This window comes from Oleiphilus sp. HI0080, assembly GCF_001635135.1.
The window spans coordinates 1-270 of the sequence record NZ_LWFU01000182.1 but is presented as its reverse complement, the minus strand read 5'-3'; the positions used below and the strand labels follow the sequence as shown (position 1 = coordinate 270).

The 270-nt window shown below is 49.6% G+C and carries 1 pseudogene; it reads left to right on the top strand.

What is annotated here, in order from left to right:
- A pseudogene (locus A3751_RS01995) lies at positions 1 to 270 on the top strand (isocitrate lyase); the annotation flags it as partial.

Genomic DNA, 270 nt, shown 5'->3' with positions numbered 1-270 from the left:
AACTGTTCCTCACGCTGACTTCCACGGTAAGCTTCGCGCACTACGTTACGCTTTCCTTGAGCTAGGTGTTGATGACGGTGTAATCGTTGCACGTACTGACTCTGAAGGTGCTGGTCTTACTAAAGAAATCGCTGTTGTAAACGAGCCAGGCGATGCTGGCGATATCTACAACTCTTACCTAGACGTTGAAGAAGTTGCACCAGAAGACACTAACCCAGGCGACGTTCTTATCAGCCGTGACGGTAAGCTTGTTCGTCCTAAGCGTCTTGC